Genomic DNA, 24,460 nt, shown 5'->3' on the forward strand with positions numbered 1-24,460 from the left:
TGGGGATGAAATGACTAAAGCCGCCGTTGCCGTCCAAGAAGGAAAAGAAGCCGATCACCATCCCTACTTCCGGCCCAAAGATGCGGCGACGCTGATCCTGATCGATCGCACCAGTGCGAAGCCGAAAGTGCTGGTCGGCAAGCGCCACGACAACGTCGTGTTCATGCCGGGCAAATATGTTTTCCCCGGCGGGCGCGTCGACAAGGCCGACAACCGCGTTCCCGTCGCAGCATCAATCACGCCAGAGCTCGAAGCCAATCTGTTGAAGGGCAGCCCGAAGATCACGGCCGGCCGTGCGCGCGCGCTCGCCAATGCCGCAATCCGCGAGGCCTGCGAGGAAACCGGTCTCTGCCTCGGCCGCAAGGTCGAGAAGCCGGCAAAGCTCGACGGCCCGAAACTTGAAGGTCCTTGGGCGCCGTTCGCCGAAGCCGGCCTGCTGCCTGATCCGTCCGGCCTGTTCCTGATCGCACGCGCGATCACCCCGCCCGGCCGCGTCCGCCGCTTCGACACCCGCTTCTTCACCGCGGATGCCTCGGCCATCGCGCACCGCGTCGAAGGCGTCGTGCATGCCGATGCCGAACTGGTCAAGCTGGTGTGGGTCGAGATCGGCTCCGAGCCGCTCGCCGATGCGCACGCCATGACCAAGAACGTGCTCGCCGAGCTCGACCGCCGCCTCGCCACCGGCCCGCTCCGCCACGACGCCGCCGTGCCGTTCTTCCATTTCTACGGCGGCAAGATGCAGAAGGACGTGCTGGGGGCGTAGGAGACGCCCTATCCCCGTCATTGCGAGAAGCGCAGCGACGAAGCAATCCATGGTTCAGCAAGCTGCGAGATGGATTGCTGCGCGGAGCCTGTCATCGGGCGCGCGTTCGCGCGACCCGTTGGCTCGCAATGCCGATGGTACGGGCGACCGCGGACTTATCCTCCAACGGTCCCTCAAATTGCAAAATTCTTCTCAAGCGGAATTGATGGCGTAGCCCTGATCGCCTCCCTATCTGTTCCGCTAACGACATCAACGACGGAACGGGGCAATGGCGAAGCGTCAACTCAAGCTCGGCGCATTCATGCGGCCGGTCAGCATCCACACCGGCGCCTGGCGCTATCCCGGCGCCTGGCCGGACGCCAATTTCAACTTCGGCCACATCAAGCAGCTGATCCGCAAGCTGGAAGCCGGCAAGTTCGACGCCTTCTTCATGGCCGACCATCTGGCCGTGCTCAATATGCCGGTCAATGCGCTGAAGCGCAGCCACACCGTGACCTCGTTCGAGCCATTCACGCTGCTGTCGGCGCTCTCAGCCGTCACCGAGCATATCGGCCTGATCGCGACCGGCTCGACCACCTTCGACGAGCCCTATCACGTCGCTCGCCGCTTCGCCTCGCTCGACCACATCTCCGACGGCCGCGCCGGCTGGAACATCGTCACCACGTCCAATCCCGATGCGGCGCTGAATTTCGGCCTCGACGACCACATGGAGCATGCCGAGCGCTACAAGCGCGCCCGCGAGTTTTATGACGTCGTCACTGGTCTGTGGGATTCCTTCGCCGACGACGCCTTTGTGCGCGACGTCGAGTCCGGGCTGTTCTTCGATCCCTCGAAGATGCATGTGCTCGATCACAAGGGCAAATATCTCTCGGTGCGCGGTCCGCTGAATATCGCCCGCCCCGTGCAGGGCTGGCCCGTGATCGTGCAGGCCGGTGCGTCCGAGGACGGCAGGCAGCTTGCGGCCGAGACGGCGGAAGCCGTCTTCACCGGCGGCGGCAGCCTCGCCGACGGACAGAAGCTCTATGCCGATGTCAAGGGCCGCATGGAGAAGATCGGCCGCGATCCCGAGCATCTGAAGATCCTGCCCGGCGCCTTCGTCGTGGTCGGCGACAGCGTCGAGGAAGCCAAGGAGAAGCGCGCGCTGCTCGACAGCCGCGTGCACTATGAGAGCGCGATCGCCTCGCTCTCGGTGATCCTCGGCACCGACGCCTCCGGCTTCGATCCCGACGGGCAGCTGCCGCCGATTCCCGAAACCAACGCCAGCAAGAGCGGCCGGCAGCGCATGGTCGATGTCGCCGCGCGCGACAAGCTCACCGTGCGCCAGCTCGCCCAGCGCGTCGGCGGCTATGGCGGGCTTGCCTTCGTCGGTACGCCGCAAACCATCGCCGACCAGATGGAGGAATGGCTGACGGGCCGCGGCAGCGACGGCTTCAACATCATGTTCCCCTATCTGCCGCAGGGATTGTTCGAGTTCGTCGACAGGGTGGTGCCGGAACTGCAGAAGCGCGGGATTTTCCGCAAAGAATACGAGGGCAAGACGCTGCGCGAGAATTTGGGCTTGCCGCGGCCGAAAAACCGGTTCTTCGAGGGTTAATTGGCCGGAATCGCTGTTGTTTCGGCCGGGAAATCCTTGACTTTGGGCGGTTTGCGGCTAGTTTCCCGGCCAAACGCGGGCCGATTTGGCCGGCTCCCGATATCCCTGCATTTTCGAGGTTTTGCACATGGCCAAAGCGGTCACCATCAAGGTCAAGCTCGTGTCGACGGCCGATACCGGCTTCTACTACGTCGCCAAGAAGAATTCGCGCACCATGACCGACAAGCTGGTCAAGAAGAAGTACGATCCCGTGGCGCGCAAGCACGTCGAGTTCAAGGAATCCAAGATCAAGTAAGATCGCTTGGTTCGGATATTCAAACGGGGCCTTCGTGGCCCCGTTTTGCGTTTCAGATGCGCTCTTACACGAGCCGGCTAAGCCGTCCTCAGGACCGGCGGCTGCGACGGCCTGATCAATGCGAAGGCCACCTGGATGATGCCGCCGGCAAGGCCAAGCGCGACGCCGATCCGCCAGGCCATCGTGTAGGAGCCGAGCGTGTCGTAGATCAGCCCTCCGCCATAGGCGCCGAGGAAGCTGCCGATCTGGTGGCTCATGAAGGCAAGGCCCTGGATCATCGCCTGCCAGCGCAGCCCGAACATCTCAGCGACCGCGCCTGCGACCAGCGGACCGACGCCCATCCAGAGGAAGCCCATGATGGCGCCGAACAGCAGCGTCGAGGCGGGCGTCGCCGGCAGCATGAAGTACCAGGCCAGCGCCAGCGAGCGGAAAATGTAGATGCCGCCGAGCAGCGCGAGCTTGTTCCAGCGCTGGCCGGCCCAGCCGAAGAACAGCGAGCCCAGCACGTTGAAGCCGCCGATCATGCCGAGCGTCTGCGCGCTCAACATCGGATCGAGGCCGCAGATCGCCAGATAGGACGGCAGATGCGTGGTGAGAAAGACGAGCTGCATGCCGCAGACGAGGTAAGCGCAGGTCATCACCACGAAGGATGCGTTGCTGAAGGCGGTCTTCACCGCGGTCGCAGCACTGGCATTGCCGATGTCGTCGGCTGCGGGCTTCGGCAGCGGAATGTTGTCGACGCGGCCGGCATACCAGGCAGCCGGGATCATGAACACGGACAGAATCACGAAGGCGGCAAGTCCGACGCGCCAGCCGAATCCTTCGTTGAGCATCTGGCCGATCGGCGCCGACAGCAGCGCACCGAGCGAGCCCGCGGCGGAGACGATGCCGAGCACGGTCGAGCGTACCGTTGCGGGCACCGCGCGCGCGGCGACCGACATTGCGATCGCAGCCGCGGTGCAGGCGAGCGAGGTGCCGATCAGCACGCCGCCGCCGATCATGACACTGACCAGGCCGTGCGCGGTCGTCATCAGCGCAAGGCCCGCGATATAGAGCAGCGCGCCGACCATCATGATCGGGCGGAAGCCGTAGCGCACCGTCATCGCACCGGCGAGCGGTTGCAGAAAGCCCCAGGCGAGGTTCTGCACGGCGAGCGCCAGCGTGAAATCGGACACCGAGATGTGGATGTCGTGGGTCAGCGGCTGCAGGAAAATGCCGAGGCTCTGCCGCAGCCCCATGCTCAGCGTGAGCATGATGGAGGCGCCAATCAGGATCGGAAGCGTGGGACGCAGGATCTGCAACAGGGGCATTGTTTTTGGTCTCCCGTTTCGGCGCAGCACGATAGCCGCGGCCTGCGATTCCCGCTTGTTTTAGTTACACAGACCTGTGTAATTAGTCTATACAAGCCTCCTGCTGTCAAGCCAAGAGGATCATGGCCGACGCATGGCTTCCCCGCCTCCCAAACAGACCATGAAAGAGCGGATCCTCGAGACCGCCGACAGACTGTTCTATCTGCAGGGCATTCGCGCCATCGGCGTCGACACCATCGCGGCCGAGATCGGCATCAGCAAGCGGACGCTGTACAACCACTTCCCGTCGAAGGACGCGCTGATCGCAGCCTATCTGCAGCGCCGCTTCGTGCAGCCTCGCCCCTCCGACAAGCCGCCGGCCGAGCAGATCCTTGCGACCTTCGATTCGCTGGAGCGGCGCTTTGCAGCCAAGGATTTTCGCGGCTGCCCGTTCGTCAACGCGGTGGCCGAGCTTGGACCGGACGACCGCGGCGTCAAGAAGATCGCCATTGCCTTCAAGGAAAGCCGCCGCGTCTGGTTTCGCGATCTGCTGACACAGCTCGGCGTCGCCGATGCCGAGGGACTTGCGACCCAGCTCGTGCTGCTGGTCGACGGCTCGATCGCCCAGGACCTGGTGCGCGACGATCCGGGGATGGCGCGGGCGGCCAAGGAAGCCGCGAGGGTGCTGTTGGCAAACGCCGGGGTGACGATCGACAAATCCGGTCCCGCGGCGAAGGCGCTCGCCGGCTGAATTCGGTTGCGTCCCGAACTCCGGTTTGGTTGTTAGCACTGACCGCGCGACGATATCACCAAATGAATATTCCGCGGGACGAGATTGTCCGGCGAACGCGACAGCAGCCATTCAACGAGGAGCGACCATGGAAGACCTGAAGGTGACCGCCACCGGCTACGATTTTGCGCCGGCGCGCGCGGCCATGCAGCGCTACATCGACAACGATCTGCTGTCCGGCATCTCGTCCGCGGTCATGGTCGGCCGCGAGCTCGTCGATGTCAGCTGCGTCGGATGGGCCGACAAGGAAGCGCAGATTCCGCTGCGCACCGACCACATCTTCCGTGTCTTCTCCAACACCAAGCTGGTCACCTCCTGCGCGGCGCTGCTGCTGTTCGAGGAAGGCCGCCTCAAGCTCGACGACGCAATCGAAACATTCATTCCCCAGCTCGGCAACCGGAAGGTCTTGCGGCCAGGCGCGACGTCGATCGATGACACCGAGCCTGCCAAAAGCTCGATCACCATCCGCCAGTTGCTGAGCCACAGCGCCGGCCTGAGCTACGGCTTCTTCGACCCCGGCACCGTCATCTTCAAGGCTCTCAACGAGCGCGGGGTCCACAATCCCAACACGACCTTGGCTGACATGGTGGACGTGCTGGCCGACCTGCCGCTGATCTATCACCCGGGCACGTCGTGGGAGTATTCTCTCGCGATCGACGTGGTCGCGCGGCTGGTGGAAGTCATCAGCGGGCAACCGTTCGACAAGTTCATCAAGGCACGGATTCTCGATCCGCTCGGCATGGTCGATACCGGCTTCGTGGTGCCGGAGAAGGACCAGAACAGGTTCGTCGCGTACTACGCCGGCGCGGATCTGATGGAGCCGATGAAGCCGGGCCTCACCCGCACCGACAATGCGCCCTTCCCCGGCGCTTATCTGCGCCCGGTCGCAAGACTCAATGGCGGCGGCGGTCTGGTTTCGACACTGCCCGACATGGTGGCGCTGATCCGCAGCCTGCTGCCGGGCGGACCGACCCTGCTCAAGCCGGACACAATCGCACAGGCGATGACCAACCAGCTCACGCCGGGACAATGGATCCGTTTCGCGATGATGGGCGAGCAGCCCGGCAAGGTGCACGGACTTGCCGGCGGCCTGATCCAGACGCCCTCGCCGATCGATCATCCCGACGCGGCCGGCGAATTCTACTGGGGCGGCGTCGCCGGCACGCAATGGTGGATCTCGCCGAACGCCAATATCGCGGGCGTGATGATGGCGCAGCGCCAGATGGCGTTCGTCCATCCGTTCTCGTTCGAGTTCAAGCGGATGGCCTATGACGCGGTGAAGCGCGGGCGCTAAGGGCGTTAGGCGGCGGCCGAAACCACCCGGTTGCGGCCGTCGTGCTTGGCGCGGTAGAGCGCGGTGTCGGCGCGCTTGAGCACGTCGGCGACCGGCTCGCCCTTGCGTTCCAGCGTGGTGAGGCCGATCGAGATCGTGACCTCGATCCGCTTGTTGCCCTTGTCGACGGCAAAGGTCTCGCCGGCAATCGAGCGGCGCAGCCGCTCGGCGACCATGCCGGCGACGTGGAGGTCGGTTTCCGGCATCACGATCACGAATTCCTCGCCACCGTAGCGGCAGGCGAGATCGATGCCGCGGATCGACTTGCGGATGCGGACCGCGAATTCGCGCAGCACGTCGTCGCCGGCGTCATGGCCGTAGGTGTCGTTGATCGCCTTGAAGTAATCGATGTCGAGGATCATCAGCGCCAACGGCTTGCCGCGCGTTGAGGCCTGCTCGGCCAGCGTGCCGAGATGGCTTTCCATGTAGCGGCGGTTATGCAGGCCGGTCAGCGCGTCGGTGATCGCCATTTCGATCGAGTTCTGTACGTTGTCGCGCAAATGGTCCGTGTAGCGGCGGCGGCGGATCTGGGTCCGCGCCCGCGCCAGCAGCTCGTTCTTGTCGACCGGGCGCAGCAGATAGTCGTTGACGCCGATCTCGAGCCCGCGCATCAGCCGCGCGTTGTTGTCGGCATCCGAGATCGCGAGAATCGGGACCTGGCGGGTGCGCTCCAGCGAGCGCGCCTGGCTGCACAGGCGCAAGCCATCGTAATTGTTGAGACCGAGCGACACGATCAGCAGGTCGTAATTGCCCTCGGCCGCATGGAACAGCGCTTCCGACGGATTGACTTCGACATCGACGGTGTGCTCGGCGGACAGGATCGGTGCCAGCTTCTCATAGGACGACGGCCGGTCGTCGACCAGCAGGATGCGGCCGCCCATGCCCTTGTCGGCGATCGCGCTGCGCTCGGGCGCCTGCATGCCGATCTCGAGCGAAGTGATGGCGCGCATGCGCAGCTCATCGGTCATCATCTTCAGCCGGGTCAGCGAACGCACCCGCGCGATCAGCACGACGTCGGACACCGGCTTGGTCAGGAAATCATCGGCGCCGGCTTCGAGGCCGCGAACGCGATCGGAGGGACTGTCCAGTGCGGTGACGATGACGACGGGAATGAAATGGGTCGCCGGATTGGACTTCAGCCGGCGGCAGACCTCGAAACCGTCCATGTCGGGCATCATGACATCGAGCAGGATGATGTCGCATTCGGCGCGGGTGCAGATATCCAGCGCCTCGGTTCCGTTGGACGCGGTCAGCACATCGAAATATTCGGCCGACAGCCGGGCTTCCAGCAGCTTGACGTTGGCCGGAACGTCATCGACGACGAGGATACGCGCGGACATCGAACCACTACTCCCCTATCCGATAAAGCGTCGGACAGTCTCAATGAATTTCCCGACCGAGATCGGCTTGGACAAATAGGCCTCGCAGCCGCCTTCGCGGATACGTTCTTCATCACCCTTCATGGCGAAGGCGGTGACCGCGACCACCGGAATCGCGCGCAGTTCGGGATCGTCCTTGATCCAGCGCGTGACTTCGAGGCCGGACACTTGCGGCAACTGGATATCCATCAGGATCAGATCGGGGCGCAGCTTGCGGACGAGATCGAGCGCCTCGAAACCATTGCTGGTGCCCGAGGTCTGATAGCCATGCGCTTCCAACAGATCGCGAAAGAGCTTCATATTGAGCTCGTTGTCCTCCACGATCAGGACGGTTTTGGCCATCCCGTCCCTCCCAAATCTCGAGAACGGGCCCGCCTGCGGTGCATCACGCACCGCGCTTGGGGCGCGTAGAAAATGTGAATTCAAACTAGCGCCAGAATCGCTCTAACCCGTTAACCCCACAGTACAACTTCCGCAGCGTGGTTTCCGTTGCTTGAATACGCCTGGAAGACTCGGGCATGATGGGCTTCTCATTAGAGACCATAAGTTAACGGAAAGGCAAACCGGCGCTTTGAAAAAGCCTGTTCACAACCCTCGGGAAGTCGCTGAAATCGTTGCGATTCAGGCGCTGAGCTTCATTGCCGGCGATCCTGAACGTCTCGGGTTGTTTCTGGCCGAGAGTGGAATCGGGCCGGAGACGTTGCGGAACGCGGCGTCCGATCCTCAATTTCTCGCGAGCGTGCTCGATTTCGTGATGCGCGACGATGCCACAGTGAAAGCCTTTGCTGCGGCCTCGGAACTGCACCCGACCAACATTGCCGCCGCCCATCAGGCGCTGGGTGATCCGCAGTGGGAGCGCGACGTGCCGTGACGGCGGCGGCGCCAACTTTCGACGGCCCCCTCAGTTTCTGCCGAGACTGCCTCGGCGATCTCGACATCAAGGCGAAGCGGTGCAGCCATTGCGGCTCGCCGCGGCTGGTGCGCCATCGCACCCTCCCCGCGCTGGCGCTCGCGCATATCGACTGCGACGCGTTCTACGCCACGGTCGAAAAGCGCGACAATCCTGAGATCGCCGACCGGCCGGTCATCATCGGCGGCGGCAAGCGCGGCGTCGTGTCGGCCGCCTGCTACATCGCCCGCACCTACGGCGTCCGCTCGGCGATGCCGATGTTCAAGGCGCTCGATCTCTGCCCGGGCGCGGCCGTGATCCGGCCGGACATGGCGAAATATGTCCGGGTCGGGCGCGAGGTGCGCCACGCCATGCAGGCGCTGACGCCGCTGGTCGAGCCGCTGTCGATCGACGAGGCCTTCCTCGATCTGTCCGGCACCCAGCGCGTCCACGGCATGATCCCGGCCAAGGTGCTGGCGAAGTTCGCGCGCGATGTCGAGCGCGATATCGGGATCACGGTGTCGGTCGGCCTGTCCTGCAACAAGTTCCTGGCCAAGATCGCCTCCGATCTCGACAAGCCCCGCGGCTTTGCCGCGCTTGACCAGCACGAAGCCCGCGAGATGCTGGCCGGCAAGCCGGTCGGCTTCATCTATGGCGTCGGGCCGGCGACGCAGGAGAAACTGGTGCAGCGCGGCTTCCGCGTTATCGCCGACCTGCAGCGCGCCGACGAGACCGAGCTGATGAAGCAGTTCGCCAGCGAAGGCCGCCGGCTGTGGCGGCTGGCGCGCGGCATCGACGATCGCCCGGTGGTGGCCGATCGCGGCGCCAAGACGATCTCGAGCGAGACCACGTTCGAGACCGACGTCCGCGATTTCGCGCCGCTGGAAAAACTACTCTGGAAACTGTCCGAAAAAGTCTCTGTGCGGCTGAAGGCCAGCGATCTCTCCGGCTGCACCATTACGCTGAAGCTGAAGACCGCGGACTTCCGCCAGCGCACCCGCTCGCAGTCGATCCAGACCCCGACGCAGCTCGCCGCCAAGATCTTTGCAGTGTCGCGCGAGATGCTGGCGAAGGAGATCGACGGCACCGCCTTCCGCCTGATGGGCACCGGCGTCAGCGCGCTGCGGCCCGGCTCACAGGCCAATGACGCCGACATGCTCGACCGCCGCTCCGCCCACGCCGAACGCGCGATCGACAGCCTGCGCAAGAAGTTCGGCAATGACGCCGTGATCAGGGGCATTGCCTATGATGGGCCGGAGAAACCGGCGGAGGATTGAGAGATTGTCATTCCGGGATGGTCCGAAGGACCAGACCGCAGGTGCGCAATTGCGCACCGGGGAATCTCGAGATTCTCAGGTGCGCAATTGCGCACCGTAGTTCGATGCTTCGCATCGCCCCGGAATGACGTGGATAGAGCGAACTCAATCCACGACCGCCACCGCTTCGATCTCGATCAACCATTCCGGAGCCGCGAGCGCGGAGACGCCGACGAGCGTAGAGGCCGGCGGCTCCATGCCCTCGAAGAACACCGAGCGCGCCTTGCCGATGATCGGACGCAGCTCTGGCTTATAGCCGACGACGAAGGTGGTGATCTTGACGATGTTAGCGTAGGTCGCGCCAGCGGCTTTGAGTGCCAGGCCGATATTGTGCATGACCTGTGTCGTCTGTGCGGCGAGGTCACCGGGACCGACCAGCCGTCCCTCGTCGTCGGTGGATACCTGTCCCGCGATATAAATCGTGCGCGCGCCCGAGGCGACGACGACGTGGGAGTACGCTGGATTGTGGTGAAGGCCGCTGGGGCGAAGATGGTCGAGCTTGCTCATGGTGGTGCCTCCCTGACACGTGTTGTTGGGGAAGCGTATCCGGGTCCGGAGGTTCCGGCCAGCCGCGCGTGATGCCGGGATGCCGACAGCTTGCTCCGCCGTCGTCCCGGCGAAGGCCGGAACCCATAACCACAGGATTGTGTTGTTACGCGACGCTGTGGCCCCAGCGAACTCCATCACCTCTAACGGTGGTAATGGGTCCCGGCCTTCCAGGCTGTGTAAAAACTCGAGAGTGACGCTTCGACGTAGAACCTGATTCTGCCGTGTGAGATGAGAGAACCGAATAGTTGGCCGACGACCTGCAAGTCGAGTCGCATAGAGTTCTATTCTATCGAGACCCGCCGCGATCGAGTTTTTACACAGCCTGCTTCGCCGGGACGACGGCTGAATTTGTCGCAAAATCAGCCCCTCACTTGCAGGGCTTCGAGTCCTTGACGTCGAACTTGCCCATCGCGCCCGAAATCACGAAATCGTTGTAGTCGAGCACCAGCGCGCGGGAGACGCCGTTCTCGTAGAGTTCGAACGACATCGCATAGACCGGCGTCTGCTCGCCGTCCTTCGCCCTGGCGTCGCGGTCGTAATAGCTCACGGTCACCGGCCAGCGCGTCATCGACTTCATCACGTCGTTCGACGTCGACGGATCGGGCGATGCGGGGGCGTGGTCGCCCGGGATCGGTTGGCCGATCACCGACAGCGTGTTGTAGACCTTCTCGCCATTGTCGGAGCCGTCATAGACGGTGAGTTCGAGCACCGACTTGCCGGCGCGGGCCGCGGCGATGATGTGCTGGATCTGCTCGGTCGGGAACACGGTATTGCCGTCGAGATCGAAGGTCTTCTTTACCGGCTCGGTGAGCTTCACGGTGATGTGGTCGCCGACCCGCTCGGCCACGCCGTCGACCGGCGCGGCATCGCTGTCGTTCATGCGGGTGTCGATCTTGAACCGGTAGCTCTTGCCCGCGGCATCCTCCCAGGACGTCGAGCGCAGATCGGAGAGCGTCACCTTGCCCTCGCCGCTGTCGAGTTCGGACACCTGGCGGAACTCGGACGTGTAGCCTTCGCAGGAGCTGCCCGAGAAATTGTAGAGGATGCGCCCGCGCGCATCGCTGATCGCGTTGTTGCCGCGCGATTTGACCAGGCTCAGTTCGTAGAGCGCCTGGTGCGAGAGAAACACCCCGCTCGCGGCGGCGGCGGACGGCCCGTGCGCCCAGCCGGATCCTGCAACAACAGCGAACGTCAGCACCAGGGCACGCGACGGATTCCGGAATGGCAGGATCATGGCTTCTCCTCGATGCCGCGGCGACTCGCCACAATAGAGACGGCCCTATTGCGCCGCAACTGGGGCGATTTCACAAAAAGGTAACGGGCCGGTACGGCAATGCCGACTTTTTCGGCACCTTTCCGTGTGATTTCGCACAGATCGGCAGAAGTATTCGCGAAGCCCCCTCGCTTGCAACCGGCGCCGCGATGCGCGAAACAATGCCCGGCCTGAGCGCGTTTCAGGCAACAAATCATCCAACCGGGGACAAGAACATGGCAGGTACGGTCGAACAGAAGCTGACGGCACAGGGCATCACGCTGCCGGAGCCCGCCTCCCCAGTCGCAAACTATGTACCCTTCGTCCGCAGCGGCAACCTGCTGTTCGTGTCGGGCCAGGTCTGCTTCGGCGCCGACGGCAAGCTGATCGCCAAGGGCAAGCTCGGGGCCGGCGTCACCCTCGAGCAGGGCGCGGCCGCAGCGCGCGGCTGCGCGATCAACCTGCTGGCGCAGGTCAAGGCCGCGCTCGGCGATCTCGACAAGGTGGTGCGCGTGGTCCGGCTCGGCGGCTTCATCAATTCGACGCCCGACTTCCTCGACGGACCGAAGGTGCTGAACGGCGCCTCCGACCTGATGGTCGCCGCCTTCGGCGACAAGGGCCGTCACGCCCGCACCACGGTCGGCGTCGCCTCGCTGCCCGCGGATGCGGCGGTCGAAGTCGACGGCATCTTCGAAGTCGCCTGATATCGATGCGCGCGCCTGATTGGCTGACCAAGCGGCCGGTCGCCCATCGCGGCCTGCATGACGCCGCACGCGGCGTCATCGAGAACATGCCGGCCGCCGCGCAAGCCGCGGTGGCCGGCAATTTCGCCATCGAGTGCGATATCCAGCTCACCGCCGACGGTGAGGCGATGGTGCATCACGACGATGCACTCGGCCGCCTCACCGAAGGCTCGGGCGCGCTGCTGACCAAAACCGCGGCGGAACTGAAGGCGGTCACGTTCAAGAACACGCCCGAGCAGATGATGACGCTGAGCGATCTCTGCGCGTTGGTGGCCGGCCGCGTACCGCTGATTGTCGAGGTGAAGAGCCATTTCGACGGCGACCGCAAGCTGGTGCGGCGGATGGCGGAGGTGCTGTCATCCTATTCCGGCCCGGTGGTCGGGATGTCCTTTGATCCCGACCAGGTAATGGCGCTGCGCGAGATCATGCCGGCCTTGCCGCGCGGCATCACCGCCCAGCGCACCTATGATGACGACGGCTCCTGGGCCAAGCTGACGGAGGCGCAGCGCGACAGCATGCTCCATCTGCGCCACGGCTTCCGCACCGAGCCGCATTTCGTCGCCTTCTGGGTCAACCAGCTGCCGGCGCCGGCGCCCTGGATCGCCCGTAATGTCTTCGGTTGCCCGCTGCTGGCCTGGACCGTACGCACCGCCGAACAGCGCGAGCGCGCGGCGCGCTACGCCGACCAGATGATTTTCGAGGGGTTCGTCCCGGGAACCTGACATGCCCCTTGCAGCCTTGAAGTCGTCGCTGCGATGCACGATCTTGGCTAGGGTTGGTCGCCATGCGCGATCGCTGATCGCAAGATGGGACCGGTCTCAATTCTCGATGGCGTCTTCCGAAATCACTCTCGAAGCGGTTCCTGATATCGGCGACATTCCGGCTGCGGAATGGGACGCCTGCGCCAATCCAAAGCCAGATCCGGACAGTCTTGATAATCTGGATACGCTGGGCTCGCCTGGTTCATCAGGAGATTGCCAGGTAATCTCAAGAACGACCTACAACCCATTCGTGTCACATGCCTTTTTCGCCGCCGCCGAAGCCTCCAATTCGGCCTGCGCGCGGACCGGCTGGGGCCCGCGGCATCTGGTGGCGAAGCTCGACGGCAGAATCGTCGGCGTGGTGCCCTGCTATCTGAAATCGCACTCGCAGGGCGAATACGTGTTCGACCGCGGCTGGGCCGAGGCCTATCACCGCGCCGGCGGCAGCTATTATCCGAAGCTGCAGGTCTCCGTCCCCTTCACGCCCGCGACCGGGCCGCGGCTGTTGATCCGCGATGGCGTCGACCGCGAGCAGATCGGCGCGGCGCTGGCGCGGGGACTGCGGGCGCTCTGCAACGCCACCGAGGCCTCCTCCGTGCACGTGACGTTTGCCCGCGAGGAGGAGGCAAAATTCCTCGGCGAGCACGGCTTCCTGCAGCGCACCGACCAGCAATTCCACTGGCACAATGACGGCTACAAGACCTTCGACGACTTCCTGGCCACGCTGAACTCCCGCCACCGCAAGGCGATCAAGCGCGAGCGCCGCGAGGCGGTTACCGCAGGGATCACCATCCACCATTTGACCGGGCCTGATATCACCGAGGACGCCTGGGACGCGTTCTTCGAGTTCTACATGGACACCGGCTCGCGCAAATGGGGCCGGCCGTACCTCACCCGAAAGTTCTTCTCGCTGATCGGCGAGAGCATGAGCCGCGACGTGCTGCTGGTGATGGCCAAGCGCGACGGACGCTGGATCGCCGGCGCGATCAATTTCATCGGCTCGGACACGCTGTTCGGCCGTAACTGGGGTGCGGTCGAGCACCACCCGTTCCTGCATTTCGAAGTTTGCTACTATCAGGCGATCGACTTCGCGATCCAGCGAGGACTGAAGGTGGTCGAGGCCGGCGCGCAAGGCGAACACAAGCTGGCACGCGGCTACCTGCCGCAGACCACCCATTCGGCGCATTACATCGCCGATCCCGGACTGCGCAAAGCGATCGCCGATTACCTCAGGCGCGAGCGCGACTATGTCGCCGAGGTCGGCCGCGAGCTCGCCGAGGCCGGCCCGTTCAGGAAGACCGACGACGACGCCTGACGTTTCTGATAGGACCCAAGAAACCGAGACTAAAGAAGACCGGAGCCGAGGAGCCGCCACCATGACCGCCTATGACCCGCAAAACCCCTTCGCAAAAATCCTGCGCGGTGAATTCCCCTGCTACAAGGTCTTTGAGGACGAGCACGTGCTGGCCTTCCTCGACATCATGCCGCGCTCGCCTGGGCATACGCTTATCATTCCGAAGGCCCCTGCCCGCAACATCCTCGACATCAAGCCTGATGATTACGCCCACGTCGCGCGCGCGGCCCACAAGATCGCCTCTGCGGCGATGAAGGCCTACAATGCCGACGGCATCACCGTGCAGCAGTTCAACGAGCCCGCCGGTGGCCAGGTCGTGTTCCATCTCCACATGCATGTGATGCCGCGCCACGACGGCGTCGCCCTGTTGCCGCCCGCCAGCAAGAAGGAGGATGGCAAGGTGCTGGAGGCGAACGCGGCGAAGCTGATCGCGGCGTTGAAGTAGACCCACCTTCGTCATTCCGGGGCGCGCCACTTGGCGCGAGCCCGGAATCCATTCATCCACAAACTTTGAAACAACTGGCGACCGAACCTGCGGCACCATGGATTCCGGGCTCGTCGCTGCGCGATGCCCCGGAATGACGGCTTACTCCGTCTCGAAATCCCCCGCCTGTGGCGGCGCCAGCGGCGTGAACTCGCATCTGTCCGGCTTGACGTCGATCAGCGGCGTCTCGTCGAGGCAGTCGAGGCCGCGCACCAGGATGACATTGCCCTCGACGCCGACCAGCTTCACGATCGAGGTCCCGATCGGATTGGGGCGTACCGGCGAGCGCAGCGAGAAGGTGCCGCGCGTGTTGCCGTTGTTCTTCGGGCTCTGCAGCACGATGTCGCGGCGCGACTGGTGCAGCCAATAGAGCACTTCGAGGTTGCTATAGAAGTCGACGCCCTTGAGCGCGGCGATCCAGGGCTCGAAGATCTCGAGCCGGCACACCGGGCCGTCATGCCGCCCCTGCCGCGGCGTCGCCAGCCGCGAGGTCCAGGGGGTGCGGATGCGGCCGATGAAGACGAGGCCGGCGTCGCGCGCCGACGGCATGTCGACGGCAATCTCGCCCTGGCGGAGTTCACTTTCGCGTACCATGTCTCAGTCCAACGATATGTTCAGCGACTTGACCACTTGAGCCCACCGCGCGCGATCGGCGTCGACGAATGTGTCGATCTCGGCCTGGCTCTTCGGACGCAGCGGCGGAAAACCGATCCTGACCAGCGAAGCGCGAAATGCCTCGTCGTTCAAGGCCCGGTCGAGGCTCGCCTTGATCCTGTCCGCGACGTCGTCAGGCAGTTTCGACGGCGACGCAATACCATACCAGACGCTGACGGCATAATCGGGATAGCCGCTCTCGGCGATGGTGGGCACGTCCGGCAAATCGGCAACGCGCTGGGGCGAGCTGACGCCGAGCGCGCGCAGCAGGCCTGACCTGACCGGCGGCAGCGCGGTGCCGAGCGTATCGAACATCAGCTGGATGTTGCCTGAGAGCAAGTCGGTCAGCGCAGGTCCTGCGCCCTTATAGGGCACGTGCGTCATCTCAATACCTGCCATCTGCTTGAACATCTCGCCGGCGAGATGAACCGTGCCGCCGGTGCCGGCCGATCCGAAATTGAGCTTGCCCGGATTTTTCTTCGCATAGGCGACAAACTCGGCGATCGTCGTGGCGGGCACCGAAGGGTTCACCTCCATGATCATCGGCGCGTCGGTGATGACGGCCAGCACCCGCAAATCCCTGGGATCGTAGGAGAGCTTCTTGTAGAGCAGCGGATTGAGCACGAAGATCGAGGCCGCCGTCATGAACAGCGTGTAACCGTCGGGGTCGGAGCGCACCACGGCCTCGGCGCCGATCGCACCCTGCGCGCCGGCCTTGTTCTCGACCACGACCGTCTGCTTGAGGTCACGCCCGAGATATTCGCCGACGATGCGGCCGAGCACGTCGGTCGGTCCACCCGCGGCATAGGGCACGACGAGTTTGATCGGACGCGTTGGATAGTCGGCGGCGTGGGCCTGCGAAACGAGCGCGAGCGCTGCGACAAGGCCGACTACAAATGCTGACGCCCGCCATGTCATGCCGTTTCCCCTGTTGTCGTTTCTTGGGGCGCGACAGTAGCGGAATATGCAGTGGCTGCAATCAGCGGTAGCCCGGATGGAGCGAAGCGCAATCCGGGACAGCCTTCTCCGCGGATAAAGCCCCCCCGATTTCGCTTCGCTTCATCCGGGCTACGAATTCACGCTTTATTCTTCAACACAAAACACGCCCCGCCAGCCTTGCGGATACGGCTGCAGAGACCATCGGCCTCGGGGCGCGTGTCGGTGCCGATGCGCACCTGGTAGAAGGTGGCGCTGCCGCGGGTCCGCAGGCGCGAGGAGAGCAGGCTGGGGTCCTGGTCGCCGATCACGGCGGACAGCCGCTTGATGGCGCGGGCATACATTGCGAGCGCCTTGTCGCGGCTGAAGCCGGCGGCGAGCTGCACGCCCCACAGTCTGGCCGCTGATAGCGTGATGTGCTGCTCGAGCCCGGCCACGAACGGGTTCGGCGCACGCGTCAGCAGCGCCATCAGCTCGCGGCAGCTCGACGTCGGCGCGCGCTCGGGCATCTTGCCGGTGCGGCCGGCGGCGGCCCAGTCGTCGACGCTGGAGCCCGTGATCGCGACCACATAAGCGCGGGTCTGCTGCGGCATATATCCGGTACCGGCAAGCCATTCCTGGATCCGCCGCGGGCCGGCATTGTAGGCGGCAGCGGCAAGGCCGAGATTACCGAACTGGCCGCGTAATTCGCTGAGGAACTCGGCCGATTTCGGCAGCGCCTGCACCGGATTGAACGGATCGAGCAGCCCGCGCTCGTTGGCGGTCCCCGGCATGAACTGTGCGATGCCCTGCGCGCGCTGGCCGCTGCGGGTGACCGGCCCGATCGCATCGGACTGGAATCGGCTCTCCTGCCAGATCACGCGGGCGAAGTATTCGAGCGGCAGATCGTTCGCCCGCGCCGCCGACTCGATCATCAGGCACATCGCCTCGCGGGTGTCGCTCTCGGGCGCGTCCGCGGGCTTCTCGGGAGGTATCGCAAGCTCCTCGACGCTCGGATACATATAGCGGGGCGCGTCTTCTGCGCCAGCGCCGACCGGCGAGGCCAGCACCGCCAGCATGCTCAGTCCGGCATAGAGGGCCGTTCGCATCGCAATCCTGTTCCCGCGCGGCGCGGCTTGACACCGCAGGCCCCTAGTCTAGCTATGGCTGACAATGATGGCGCGCAAAAGGGAGCGCAACATGGCCGCATCTTCCGACGACCAGCTCGGCTTCTCGCCCGACGACGACGCCCCAATCGGCTACATGAAGCGCACCCGCGACTATTACACGGCGATCGGCTACACCACGCCCTATCGCTGGGCGCATTACACCTCCGCGCCGTTCCAGCCGATCAGGAAGCCGCTCAACAAGTCCCGCATCGCCCTCATCACGACGGCGGCACCGTTCGACCCCGCCAACGGCGATCAGGGCCCGGGCGCGAAATACAATGGCGGCGCCAAATTCTATTCAGTCTATGACGGCGACACGTCGCAGCCGCACGACATGCGGATTTCCCACATCGCCTACGACCGCGTGCACACCTCGGCCAAGGACAGCGGCACCTGGTTCCCGCTGGCGCAGCTCAAGCGGCTCGCCGAGGCCGGTATAATCGGCGAGGTCGCGCCGCGCTTCTTCGGCGCGCCGACCAACCGCAGCCACCGCGTCACGATCGAGACCGATGCGCCCGAAATCCTGGAGCGCTGTCGCGCCGATGCGGTCGATGCCGCGGTGCTGGTGCCGAACTGCCCGGTCTGCCACCAGACCGTCAGCCTGGTCGCGCGGCACCTCGAGGCGAATGGCATCCCCACCGTCGTGATGGGTTGCGCCAAGGACATCGTCGAGCACGCCGCGGTGCCGCGCCTTATGTTTTCCGATTTTCCGCTCGGCAACTCCGCCGGCAAGCCGCAAGATGTGGCTTCGCAGGCCGTCACATTGGAGCTGGCGCTGCGCGTGCTGGAGACCGCGCCTGCTGCGCAAACCACCGTGCAGTCGCCGCTGCGCTGGAGCGAAGACCATTCCTGGAAGCGCGACTATAGCAACTCCGACGCGCTCAGCCCCGACGAGCTGGCGCGCCTGCGCCGCGAGTTCGACGCCCAGAAGGAGATCGCCAAGGGCTTGCGCGTCGCGTAGACCCTGGCTTGTCTCAATGAGCCTCAACGAGCGCCGGGGCAGGATCGCGTGAGCCATCGGTGGCGCCCGCGTAACGCCGCGCCAAGGCCGCGCAGGTCATCAGCTGAATCTGGTGAAACAGCATCAGCGGCAGCACGATCAGTCCCACCGATTGACCCGCGAGCAGCACGCTCGCCATCGGCAGCCCGCTTGCCAGGCTCTTCTTCGAACCGCAGAACATGATGGCGATGCGATCCTCGCGAGAGAAGCCGAGCAGCTTGCTGCCGAAACTGGTGATCAGCAGCACCACGGCCAGCAGGACCGCATCGATGCCGAGCACGGTCAACATCTGCGTCGCATTGACCTGATGCCAGATCCCGTGGCTCACCCCGTCGCTGAAGGCGGTGTAGACGATCAGCAAGATCGAGCCGCGATCGACCAGGCCGAGCAGCGTATGGTGCCTGGCAACGAAGCGACCGATCAGCGGCCGTGACAATTGCCCCGCCACGAACGGCAGCAGCAACTGGATGACGATGTCGCGCGCGGCACTGCCGGAGAACCCGCCATGGCTGGAGAGCAAGACACCCGCGAGCAGCGGCGTCGCCACGATCCCGAGCAGATTGGAGGCCGTCGCCGAGCACAGCGCCGCCGACACGTTGCCGCGCGCAATCGAGGTAAAGGCGACCGACGACTGCACCGTCGACGGCAGGATGCAAATCAGGATCACGCCCGCCCACAGCGCCGGCGTCAGCAAATGCGGCACCAGCGCGTGCGCCGCGAGCCCGAGCAGCGGGAATAGCCCGAACGTGGCGAAAAAGATCACCAGATGAAGCCGCCAGTGCCGGGCGCCGACCAACGCCTCGGTCGTCGATAGCCTGGCGCCATGGAGGAAGAACAGCAGGGCGATGGCCGCCTCGGTGGCGTAGCCGCCGATGACGGCCCCCTGCCCGTGCAGCGGCAGCAGCGTGGCGAGACCGACCATGCCGACGATGGCGGCAATGTAGGGATCGGCGGGGATAAACGATCGCAACCGGGTGGTGTTCATGGCGGGTTCCTTTCCGTCTCTGAAAGGTGCCCCCGAAGCCGCCGATTGTGAACCGCGCTTACCGATGTTACTGTCACTACGTTATGTAATGACAGATGACAACCATGCTCGACCCGATCCAGCTCGAAACCTTCCTCACCGTGGCGCAGACGGAGAATTTTACGGAAGCCGGCCGCCGCCTCGGCCTGAAGCAGTCGACGGTGAGCCAGCACATCCGCAAGCTCGAGGCCGAGACCGGACGCCGCCTGTTCGTGCGCGACACCCACTCGGTGGTGCTCACGGCTGACGGCGAGGCGATGGTGGGTTTCGCGCGCCCGATCCTGGACGCCAATGCGCAGGCCCGCGACTACTTCGCGGGATCGCAGGTCCGCGGCAAGATCCGCTTCGGCGCCGCCGAGGATTTCGCCAATTCGCGCCTGCCGGACCTGCTGCGCGACTTTGTCCGCCGGCACCCGCAGGTCGATCTCGAACTGACGATCGGGCCAAGCGCCGTGCTCTACCAGCAACTCGACACTGGCGAGCTCGACCTCGTGCTCGGCAAGCGCCGCCCCGGCGACACACAAGGCCAGTTGATCTGGCAGGACCGACTGGTTTGGGCCGGCGCGCCCGGCTTCCGGCTTGACCCCGACCAGCCTCTGCCCCTGATCCTTTACGTGCCGCCGAGCGTCACCCGCAGCGTCGTGCTCGAGGCTATGGAGCGGCTCCGGCGACCGTGGCGCATCGTCTGTTCGAGCGGCAGTCTCAGCGGGCTGCGCGCCGCGGCGCTTGCCGGTCTCGGCGTCACGCCGCAAGCGCTGTCGTTGCTCCCCGACGGCCTCGTGGAGGTGACCGCCGCAGCGCTGCCGCCGCTAGGCCACGTTGAATTCGTGGTCCGCACGACGCGCAGGACCAGGCGTGGTCCTGCCGTCGAGCTGGCCCAGGCGATCACAACGCAGAGCAGCCGGCTGCGGCCGTAGATTGATCAGCGCAAGAGCAGACGTCAGGCGGCCTGGACCGCGCCAAGCATTCCGGTCCGCTCGTGGCAGCCGAGATATTCGAAGAACTGCTCATCCGCCGCGGCGACCGTGACCTCGTGGTACAGCCTGAGCTTGGCGCTCGGCCCCAGCGTCGACAGGTACTTCATCGCGGCGCCAAAAATCCTGACATGGGTCGGGTGCGATTCCGCCCAGCGCTCCAGCGTCGCCAGGCTCTTCCACCAGCTCTGGCCGTAGGATTTTTCGGTCAACCGGCCGTCCGCGTCGACGACACGCATGTATCGGTTGGCGTAGCAGCCGATCGGCCCGCCGTCATCGCGCAGGAAATCCATGCCCTCGCGCAGCACCGGTTCGACATCGTCGAGATACATCTTGCGTTCCGAATCCTCGGTGTCGCTCCAGTCCTGGCCGGAGCGGATCAAACAAAGATTATCGTGTGCGACGATTCGGATGCGTGCGCCGTCGCGGATCGCACGCGGCTCGCCGTGTGGGGCCATCGCGTCGGTCTGCGACAGCGGGATGCGATCGCGCATGCCGCCCCAATAGGCGTGCTCCTGCACCTCGCCGCTCATACTATCCGCGAGGACCGCGACACCCTCCGGACGCCCGAGCGACGAGAACAGCGTTTCGTAGCGCTCGACATGCGGGCGCAGCACTTCGATAAAGCGGCCGACGCCGTCCGAAGCGCCGCTGCCGGTCCAGGCCTCGCGCGCCTGTTGAAACCAGGCATCGAAGCGCGCAGCGTTGTCCCAATAGGCGACCGAGACGACATTGGTGAAGCCGGCCTGATCGACATATTGCGCGCGGTCCCAATGCGTGGGCCCATTGTCCGCGGCAAAGCGCGCCGCAATCTGCGCCAGCGCCTCGGTCGCAGCGGCCGTCGGTTCGCCACGATACTGTACCCCGAAATAGGCCATGATCACGCTCAAGACCGCGGGCTTGTGGCGCGCGACGAAGGACGGATAAGGCGGCGCGTAATCGTCAGGCACGCGCCGGTGACGGGACCGTGCCGTCTCCAGATGGGATGGAATGGCGGATTCCATGGCAATCGTCTCCGGTTGGATTGTGCAGAGCGTTTTCGAGCGAAGTGGATACCGGTTCGCGTGAAGAAAACGCGTCAAAACAAGAATCCGGAGCCCCGTTCCGATTCCATCGGATCGGGGCTCTGGATCAGCTCGCGGCAGCGTCGATCTCGTCGCCGGCGAGAGTGTCGAGCGGCAGAGCAAAATGCTCGACCCGCTTCGAGGGCTTCTTGTTCAGCAGGAGCCGCGTCACGTCGGGGCGCGAATAGTGTCCGGCGGGATCGGCGGCATTCTTCGCAACCCCGATCGCGCCGAGGTCGATATCGGCAATGAGAAGGCCTTCCTGCTCCGGCGGAAGCTTTTCTGCGATCGAACTGCCATCAGGTCCAAAGATCGCGGCGTGTCCGCCGCCAACATGCAGCAGCGCGTGCTTGTCGTCGCGGTCGCAGAGCTCGTCCACCATCGCCTTGGAGACCGTCGCGCATGGCGCCAGCACGAAGCACGAGCCTTCCACGGCATAGACGCGCGATGCCGCGTTGTTGACCTCCCACCCCAGCGCCGTGGCAAACGGATCGTACAGTGAGAAGCTCGGCCAGGCCGCGACATGCACCTGCTCGTTCTGGGCATACATCGCGTATTTCGACAGCGGCTGCATGTGCTCCCAACAACAGAGCGCGCCGAGCCGGCCGATGCCGGGGCGGTCATGCACCGCAAGGTCGCTGCCGTCGCCCTCGCCATAGACGGTGCGCTCGACATGGGTCGGCCGCAGCTTGCGCCGCTTGGCGATGGTCTCGCCGTCGGGTCCGATCAGCCATTGCGCGAGGTAGAGACTGCCGCCTTCGCGCTCGGACAGGCCGAGCACCGCGGTCATGCCGGCCTTCTTCACCGCAAGCCGCAGCTTTTCCGCCTCCGGGCTGTCATAGGCGAGCGAGTTGTCGAAATAGCGCTGCACGAAGCCGCGCCCGATCGCCCAGGCCGGCGAGTCCAGCCAGATGTACCAGGGATAGCCGGGGATGAAGGCCTCCGGAAACGCGATCAACTTGGCGCCCTTGGCCGCCGCCTCCTCGATCAGCGCGATGGTCTTGGCGATGGAGGCGTCCAGGTCGAGCCAGGCCGGGGCCGCCTGCACCACCGCAACACGATATTTCGGATGTTCAATGCCCATGATGTCCTCCAGCCGCCGGCAATGCTACCGTCTCAGCACTTGATCGGCCCCGTCGGCCTCTGACATCATGCTGCCCGGAAACCGGGACCGCCGTTCGACTGGGACGGAAGGAAAACTCGACTGCCGGCCCCAATCGGCCGGCGGGCATGCGGTACGGACCTTGCTTTAAGATGAAGTGGCTAGAGGATTAAGTGGCTAGCGTTGCGACTCGTGAAGGGAGGAAATCATGCCGGCCCTGTTCACCACGGAAGACGCGCCCACCCACCGGCGCCTCGCGCTCTGGCAGGACATCGTCTGCGATGTCTTTGTGCAGCTCGACTGCAAGTCCGACCTCGGCGGTGCCTTCCACGGCGCGATCACCAGCTCGCAGCTTGGCGCGGTCAAGTGCTCGACCGTCTCATCGGGCCGGCAGCGCGTCACCCGCACGCCGTCACGGATCTCGCGAGCGAGTGAGGACTTCGTCCTGATCGCATTGGGCCGGCAGGGCGCCGGCGCCGTGCTGCAGGACGGCCGCGAGACCGTGATCCAGCCCGGCGAGTTCGCGTTCTACGACACGACGCGGCCCTACGAATTGCGGTTCACGGACGACTTCACGCAAACCATTTTCCAGGTGCCGCGCGACATGCTGCACCGGCGGTTTGCCGGCACCCAGAACCTCACGGCAACCGCCTTCACGCCGGACCGCCCGGTCGAGCGGCTCGCCTATCAGTTCATCGCGGCGCTCTCGGACGTCGCCGACAGGCTTGACCAGGACAATGCGATCCGCCTCTCCGATCAGGCCGCAGACCTGCTCTCGATGGCGATGAGCGAGCGGCTCGGCAGCGGCGCGCTGCCGTCGTCGACCCATCGCTCGGCGCTGCTGTACCGGCTGAAGGCGCATGTGCTGGCGCACCTGCCCAATCCGGAGCTGAGCCTTACTGAAGCCGCCACCGCGCTTCGTATCTCGCCGCGCTACGTCAACAGCCTGTTTGCCGACGAGCAGACCTCGTTCCAGCGTTTCGTGCTGGCGCAACGGCTCGAACACTGCAAGCGGGACCTCGCCTCGCCCGCCCACGCGCATCGCCATGTCAGCGAAATCGCCTTTGCGTGGGGCTTTAACGATCTCTCGCATTTCGGCCGGGTGTTCCGCGAGCACTACGGCCTGTCGCCGCGCGACTGGCGGCAGAGCCGGCTGCCGAACTGATCGGCCAAGGACTTGCGGCGGCGGGCTTGTGGCGGCCTTGCGGCGCGTTTGCGACGCAAAAACTGGCGCGGAATCCGCAGCGCGGGGGATGCAATCAATTTACTTTAATCCCAACCGGTTCCACCGACGCCCTTCTCATCGCGCCGCATCCCGATACAGTCCCGCCGTTGATTTGGAGGATTTCCGATGCAGGACCGGCGCCAGGGCGCACGTGACAAAGTGCTCTATGGCGGCGTTGCTGCCGTCAACGAGCACGGCTCCACGATGGATTGCGTGGTCCGCAACATCAGCGACACCGGCGCCTGCGTGGAATTCGACACGGCAGCGAGGCTGCCGGAGGAGATGAACCTCACCATCGCGCGCAAGGGCCGCTCCTTCCTGGCCCGGATGATCTGGCGCCAGGCCAACAAGGTCGGCCTCGCCTTCCGCATCATGACATCGGACGCCCCGGTCAGCGATCTCGACGAGCGCCTGCGCAGGAGCGAGATCAAGAAGCGGCAGCTGCAGCGCCGCATCAAGCAATTGCTCGGCGAAGGCTGAGCTGGGCGCGTTCTCGCGGCTGCCAAATTTACGACCTGAAGCCCCGTTCCCGCAGGCGGCCC

26 protein-coding genes are annotated in these 24,460 nt (G+C 64.8%); 15 read left to right on the plus strand and 11 right to left on the minus strand.

Annotated features, from left to right (window positions below):
* Positions 1-10: 10 nt before the first annotated feature.
* The 3 genes from UP09_RS33675 (at position 11) to rpmG (ending at position 2,652) form a co-directional block, all read left to right on the plus strand.
* The gene (locus tag UP09_RS33675; RefSeq protein WP_044542580.1) at positions 11-763 is read left to right on the plus strand and encodes an NUDIX hydrolase; all 753 of its coding nucleotides are present in this window, start codon (positions 11-13) and stop codon (positions 761-763) included.
* 268 nt (positions 764-1,031) lie between these two features.
* Entirely contained in the window at positions 1,032-2,357 is a 1,326-nt protein-coding gene (locus UP09_RS33680; protein ID WP_044542581.1) for an LLM class flavin-dependent oxidoreductase, read from the plus strand.
* A 127-nt stretch (positions 2,358-2,484) separates the two neighbouring features.
* A complete protein-coding gene (rpmG, locus tag UP09_RS33685) occupies positions 2,485-2,652 on the plus strand; it encodes a 50S ribosomal protein L33 (RefSeq protein ID WP_027537094.1) in 168 nt (55 codons plus the stop codon).
* A gap of 77 nt (positions 2,653-2,729) precedes the next feature.
* On the opposite strand, the gene UP09_RS33690 is transcribed toward rpmG, so the two are convergent.
* The gene (locus UP09_RS33690) at positions 2,730-3,962 is read right to left on the minus strand and encodes an MFS transporter (protein ID WP_044542582.1); all 1,233 of its coding nucleotides are present in this window, start codon (positions 3,960-3,962) and stop codon (positions 2,730-2,732) included.
* Positions 3,963-4,095: 133 nt separating this feature from the next.
* Here UP09_RS33690 and UP09_RS33695 point away from each other — a divergent pair, with 133 nt between their 5' ends.
* Positions 4,096-4,692, plus strand: a complete 597-nt coding sequence (locus UP09_RS33695; protein ID WP_044542583.1) for a TetR/AcrR family transcriptional regulator — start codon at positions 4,096-4,098, stop codon at positions 4,690-4,692.
* A gap of 127 nt (positions 4,693-4,819) precedes the next feature.
* Positions 4,820-6,025, plus strand: a complete 1,206-nt coding sequence (locus tag UP09_RS33700; RefSeq protein ID WP_156164905.1) for a serine hydrolase domain-containing protein — start codon at positions 4,820-4,822, stop codon at positions 6,023-6,025.
* A 5-nt stretch (positions 6,026-6,030) separates the two neighbouring features.
* On the opposite strand, the gene UP09_RS33705 is transcribed toward UP09_RS33700, so the two are convergent.
* Positions 6,031-7,404 (minus strand): PleD family two-component system response regulator, encoded by a 1,374-nt coding sequence (locus tag UP09_RS33705; RefSeq protein WP_044542584.1) that lies wholly within the window; start codon positions 7,402-7,404, stop codon positions 6,031-6,033.
* A gap of 15 nt (positions 7,405-7,419) precedes the next feature.
* Complete coding sequence (locus UP09_RS33710; protein ID WP_027538546.1) at positions 7,420-7,785, minus strand: response regulator; 366 nt, start codon at positions 7,783-7,785, stop codon at positions 7,420-7,422.
* A gap of 229 nt (positions 7,786-8,014) precedes the next feature.
* On the opposite strand from UP09_RS33710, the gene UP09_RS33715 reads away from it, so the two are divergent.
* Both UP09_RS33715 and UP09_RS33720 read left to right on the plus strand, forming a co-directional pair.
* Positions 8,015-8,314, plus strand: coding sequence for a DUF3572 domain-containing protein (locus UP09_RS33715; RefSeq protein ID WP_044542585.1), 300 nt, complete (start codon positions 8,015-8,017; stop codon positions 8,312-8,314).
* On the plus strand, positions 8,293-9,609 hold the full coding sequence (locus tag UP09_RS33720) for a DNA polymerase IV (RefSeq protein WP_082070389.1): 1,317 nt from the start codon (positions 8,293-8,295) through the stop codon (positions 9,607-9,609). The genes UP09_RS33715 and UP09_RS33720 overlap by 22 nt, the downstream gene beginning before the upstream one ends.
* A gap of 144 nt (positions 9,610-9,753) precedes the next feature.
* Here the strand turns inward: UP09_RS33720 and UP09_RS33725 are convergent, their stop codons facing one another.
* Together UP09_RS33725 and UP09_RS33730 are read right to left on the minus strand one after the other, a co-directional pair.
* Positions 9,754-10,155, minus strand: coding sequence for a RidA family protein (locus UP09_RS33725; RefSeq protein ID WP_044542587.1), 402 nt, complete (start codon positions 10,153-10,155; stop codon positions 9,754-9,756).
* Between the two features lie 409 nt (positions 10,156-10,564).
* Entirely contained in the window at positions 10,565-11,431 is an 867-nt protein-coding gene (locus UP09_RS33730) for a cell envelope integrity EipB family protein (protein ID WP_082070390.1), read from the minus strand.
* 254 nt (positions 11,432-11,685) lie between these two features.
* Between UP09_RS33730 and UP09_RS33735 the strand changes: the two genes are divergently transcribed.
* The 4 genes from UP09_RS33735 (at position 11,686) to UP09_RS33750 (ending at position 14,752) form a co-directional block, all read left to right on the plus strand.
* Complete coding sequence (locus UP09_RS33735; protein ID WP_044542763.1) at positions 11,686-12,153, plus strand: RidA family protein; 468 nt, start codon at positions 11,686-11,688, stop codon at positions 12,151-12,153.
* A gap of 5 nt (positions 12,154-12,158) precedes the next feature.
* Positions 12,159-12,914, plus strand: coding sequence for a glycerophosphodiester phosphodiesterase (locus tag UP09_RS33740; protein WP_044542588.1), 756 nt, complete (start codon positions 12,159-12,161; stop codon positions 12,912-12,914).
* A gap of 106 nt (positions 12,915-13,020) precedes the next feature.
* Positions 13,021-14,268, plus strand: a complete 1,248-nt coding sequence (locus UP09_RS33745; protein ID WP_044542589.1) for a GNAT family N-acetyltransferase — start codon at positions 13,021-13,023, stop codon at positions 14,266-14,268.
* A gap of 61 nt (positions 14,269-14,329) precedes the next feature.
* The gene (locus UP09_RS33750; protein ID WP_044542590.1) at positions 14,330-14,752 is read left to right on the plus strand and encodes an HIT family protein; all 423 of its coding nucleotides are present in this window, start codon (positions 14,330-14,332) and stop codon (positions 14,750-14,752) included.
* Positions 14,753-14,893: 141 nt separating this feature from the next.
* Here UP09_RS33750 and tsaA read toward each other — a convergent pair whose 3' ends face one another.
* From tsaA to UP09_RS33765, 3 genes are all read right to left on the minus strand, one after another.
* Positions 14,894-15,385, minus strand: a complete 492-nt coding sequence (tsaA, locus tag UP09_RS33755; protein WP_044542591.1) for a tRNA (N6-threonylcarbamoyladenosine(37)-N6)-methyltransferase TrmO — start codon at positions 15,383-15,385, stop codon at positions 14,894-14,896.
* Positions 15,386-15,388: 3 nt separating this feature from the next.
* Positions 15,389-16,363 (minus strand): Bug family tripartite tricarboxylate transporter substrate binding protein, encoded by a 975-nt coding sequence (locus UP09_RS33760; protein WP_044542592.1) that lies wholly within the window; start codon positions 16,361-16,363, stop codon positions 15,389-15,391.
* A gap of 158 nt (positions 16,364-16,521) precedes the next feature.
* Positions 16,522-17,469: a lytic transglycosylase domain-containing protein gene (locus UP09_RS33765; RefSeq protein WP_044542593.1), complete on the minus strand. Its 948-nt coding sequence runs from the start codon at positions 17,467-17,469 to the stop codon at positions 16,522-16,524.
* A gap of 91 nt (positions 17,470-17,560) precedes the next feature.
* On the opposite strand from UP09_RS33765, the gene UP09_RS33770 reads away from it, so the two are divergent.
* Positions 17,561-18,490, plus strand: coding sequence for a glycine/sarcosine/betaine reductase selenoprotein B family protein (locus UP09_RS33770; protein ID WP_044542765.1), 930 nt, complete (start codon positions 17,561-17,563; stop codon positions 18,488-18,490).
* Positions 18,491-18,503: 13 nt separating this feature from the next.
* Here the strand turns inward: UP09_RS33770 and UP09_RS33775 are convergent, their stop codons facing one another.
* Positions 18,504-19,514, minus strand: a complete 1,011-nt coding sequence (locus tag UP09_RS33775) for a bile acid:sodium symporter family protein (RefSeq protein WP_044542594.1) — start codon at positions 19,512-19,514, stop codon at positions 18,504-18,506.
* A gap of 95 nt (positions 19,515-19,609) precedes the next feature.
* Here UP09_RS33775 and UP09_RS33780 point away from each other — a divergent pair, with 95 nt between their 5' ends.
* Entirely contained in the window at positions 19,610-20,470 is an 861-nt protein-coding gene (locus UP09_RS33780; RefSeq protein WP_245302319.1) for a LysR family transcriptional regulator, read from the plus strand.
* A 23-nt stretch (positions 20,471-20,493) separates the two neighbouring features.
* Here UP09_RS33780 and UP09_RS33785 read toward each other — a convergent pair whose 3' ends face one another.
* On the minus strand, positions 20,494-21,531 hold the full coding sequence (locus tag UP09_RS33785) for a phenylacetaldoxime dehydratase family protein (protein WP_044542596.1): 1,038 nt from the start codon (positions 21,529-21,531) through the stop codon (positions 20,494-20,496).
* Positions 21,532-21,658: 127 nt separating this feature from the next.
* Positions 21,659-22,675 (minus strand): carbon-nitrogen hydrolase family protein, encoded by a 1,017-nt coding sequence (locus tag UP09_RS33790; RefSeq protein ID WP_044542597.1) that lies wholly within the window; start codon positions 22,673-22,675, stop codon positions 21,659-21,661.
* Positions 22,676-22,901: 226 nt separating this feature from the next.
* On the opposite strand from UP09_RS33790, the gene UP09_RS33795 reads away from it, so the two are divergent.
* Positions 22,902-23,858, plus strand: coding sequence for an AraC-like ligand-binding domain-containing protein (locus UP09_RS33795; protein WP_044542598.1), 957 nt, complete (start codon positions 22,902-22,904; stop codon positions 23,856-23,858).
* 186 nt (positions 23,859-24,044) lie between these two features.
* Positions 24,045-24,398: a PilZ domain-containing protein gene (locus tag UP09_RS33800; protein WP_044542599.1), complete on the plus strand. Its 354-nt coding sequence runs from the start codon at positions 24,045-24,047 to the stop codon at positions 24,396-24,398.
* The last annotated feature ends 62 nt before the right edge of the window (positions 24,399-24,460 follow it).

The organism is Bradyrhizobium sp. LTSP885, from assembly GCF_000938305.1.
Taxonomy (GTDB): Bacteria; Pseudomonadota; Alphaproteobacteria; order Rhizobiales; family Xanthobacteraceae; genus Bradyrhizobium.

Bases quoted from the DNA above. Each gene is read 5' to 3' on its own strand.
- UP09_RS33675 (WP_044542580.1), top strand. From the start codon at position 11: ATGACTAAAGCCGCCGTTGCCGTCCAAGAAGGAAAAGAAGCCGATCAC.
- UP09_RS33680 (WP_044542581.1), top strand. From the start codon at position 1,032: ATGGCGAAGCGTCAACTCAAGCTCGGCGCATTCATGCGGCCGGTCAGC.
- rpmG (WP_027537094.1), top strand. From the start codon at position 2,485: ATGGCCAAAGCGGTCACCATCAAGGTCAAGCTCGTGTCGACGGCCGAT.
- UP09_RS33690 (WP_044542582.1), bottom strand. From the start codon at position 3,962: ATGCCCCTGTTGCAGATCCTGCGTCCCACGCTTCCGATCCTGATTGGC.
- UP09_RS33695 (WP_044542583.1), top strand. From the start codon at position 4,096: ATGGCTTCCCCGCCTCCCAAACAGACCATGAAAGAGCGGATCCTCGAG.
- UP09_RS33700 (WP_156164905.1), top strand. From the start codon at position 4,820: ATGGAAGACCTGAAGGTGACCGCCACCGGCTACGATTTTGCGCCGGCG.
- UP09_RS33705 (WP_044542584.1), bottom strand. From the start codon at position 7,404: ATGTCCGCGCGTATCCTCGTCGTCGATGACGTTCCGGCCAACGTCAAG.
- UP09_RS33710 (WP_027538546.1), bottom strand. From the start codon at position 7,785: ATGGCCAAAACCGTCCTGATCGTGGAGGACAACGAGCTCAATATGAAG.
- UP09_RS33725 (WP_044542587.1), bottom strand. From the start codon at position 10,155: ATGAGCAAGCTCGACCATCTTCGCCCCAGCGGCCTTCACCACAATCCA.
- UP09_RS33730 (WP_082070390.1), bottom strand. From the start codon at position 11,431: ATGATCCTGCCATTCCGGAATCCGTCGCGTGCCCTGGTGCTGACGTTC.
- UP09_RS33735 (WP_044542763.1), top strand. From the start codon at position 11,686: ATGGCAGGTACGGTCGAACAGAAGCTGACGGCACAGGGCATCACGCTG.
- UP09_RS33740 (WP_044542588.1), top strand. From the start codon at position 12,159: ATGCGCGCGCCTGATTGGCTGACCAAGCGGCCGGTCGCCCATCGCGGC.
- UP09_RS33745 (WP_044542589.1), top strand. From the start codon at position 13,021: ATGGCGTCTTCCGAAATCACTCTCGAAGCGGTTCCTGATATCGGCGAC.
- UP09_RS33750 (WP_044542590.1), top strand. From the start codon at position 14,330: ATGACCGCCTATGACCCGCAAAACCCCTTCGCAAAAATCCTGCGCGGT.
- tsaA (WP_044542591.1), bottom strand. From the start codon at position 15,385: ATGGTACGCGAAAGTGAACTCCGCCAGGGCGAGATTGCCGTCGACATG.
- UP09_RS33760 (WP_044542592.1), bottom strand. From the start codon at position 16,363: ATGACATGGCGGGCGTCAGCATTTGTAGTCGGCCTTGTCGCAGCGCTC.
- UP09_RS33765 (WP_044542593.1), bottom strand. From the start codon at position 17,469: ATGCGAACGGCCCTCTATGCCGGACTGAGCATGCTGGCGGTGCTGGCC.
- UP09_RS33770 (WP_044542765.1), top strand. From the start codon at position 17,561: ATGGCCGCATCTTCCGACGACCAGCTCGGCTTCTCGCCCGACGACGAC.
- UP09_RS33775 (WP_044542594.1), bottom strand. From the start codon at position 19,514: ATGAACACCACCCGGTTGCGATCGTTTATCCCCGCCGATCCCTACATT.
- UP09_RS33780 (WP_245302319.1), top strand. From the start codon at position 19,610: ATGACAACCATGCTCGACCCGATCCAGCTCGAAACCTTCCTCACCGTG.
- UP09_RS33785 (WP_044542596.1), bottom strand. From the start codon at position 21,531: ATGGAATCCGCCATTCCATCCCATCTGGAGACGGCACGGTCCCGTCAC.
- UP09_RS33790 (WP_044542597.1), bottom strand. From the start codon at position 22,675: ATGGGCATTGAACATCCGAAATATCGTGTTGCGGTGGTGCAGGCGGCC.
- UP09_RS33795 (WP_044542598.1), top strand. From the start codon at position 22,902: ATGCCGGCCCTGTTCACCACGGAAGACGCGCCCACCCACCGGCGCCTC.
- UP09_RS33800 (WP_044542599.1), top strand. From the start codon at position 24,045: ATGCAGGACCGGCGCCAGGGCGCACGTGACAAAGTGCTCTATGGCGGC.